This is a genomic window from Pseudoalteromonas sp. A757 (assembly GCF_004103285.1).
GTDB lineage: Bacteria > Pseudomonadota > Gammaproteobacteria > Enterobacterales > Alteromonadaceae > Pseudoalteromonas > Pseudoalteromonas galatheae.
This window is the reverse complement of sequence record NZ_QNQN01000007.1, coordinates 1-278: the sequence shown is the minus strand read 5'-3', so window position 1 is coordinate 278 and position 278 is coordinate 1. Positions and strand designations below refer to the sequence as shown.

Here is a 278-nt window from a genome sequence, read left to right as displayed (position 1 = left end):
GATGGCTGGAGTACCAGGATTTGAACCTGGGAATGGCGGGATCAAAACCCGCTGCCTTACCGCTTGGCGATACTCCAGCAATAGAGGTAAGTTCAAATCTTATTTAGCCCAGATTTGAGTTAGGCTATCTTACCGCTTCCACTTCGTGTCGAGACGATACCTAGCAATAGAAGTAAGTTCAAGAGTTTGAGTTCTACTTGAAAGAACATGGTGCGGAAAGAGAGACTTGAACTCTCACATCCGAAGATACTGGAACCTAAATCCAGCGCGTCTACCAA

1 tRNA gene is annotated in these 278 nt (G+C 46.0%); it reads right to left on the bottom strand.

From position 1 onward, the window contains the following. Positions 1 to 2: 2 nt before the first annotated feature. A tRNA-Gln gene (locus DRB05_RS00025) sits at positions 3 to 77 on the bottom strand. Between the last annotated feature and the right edge of the window lie 201 nt (positions 78 to 278).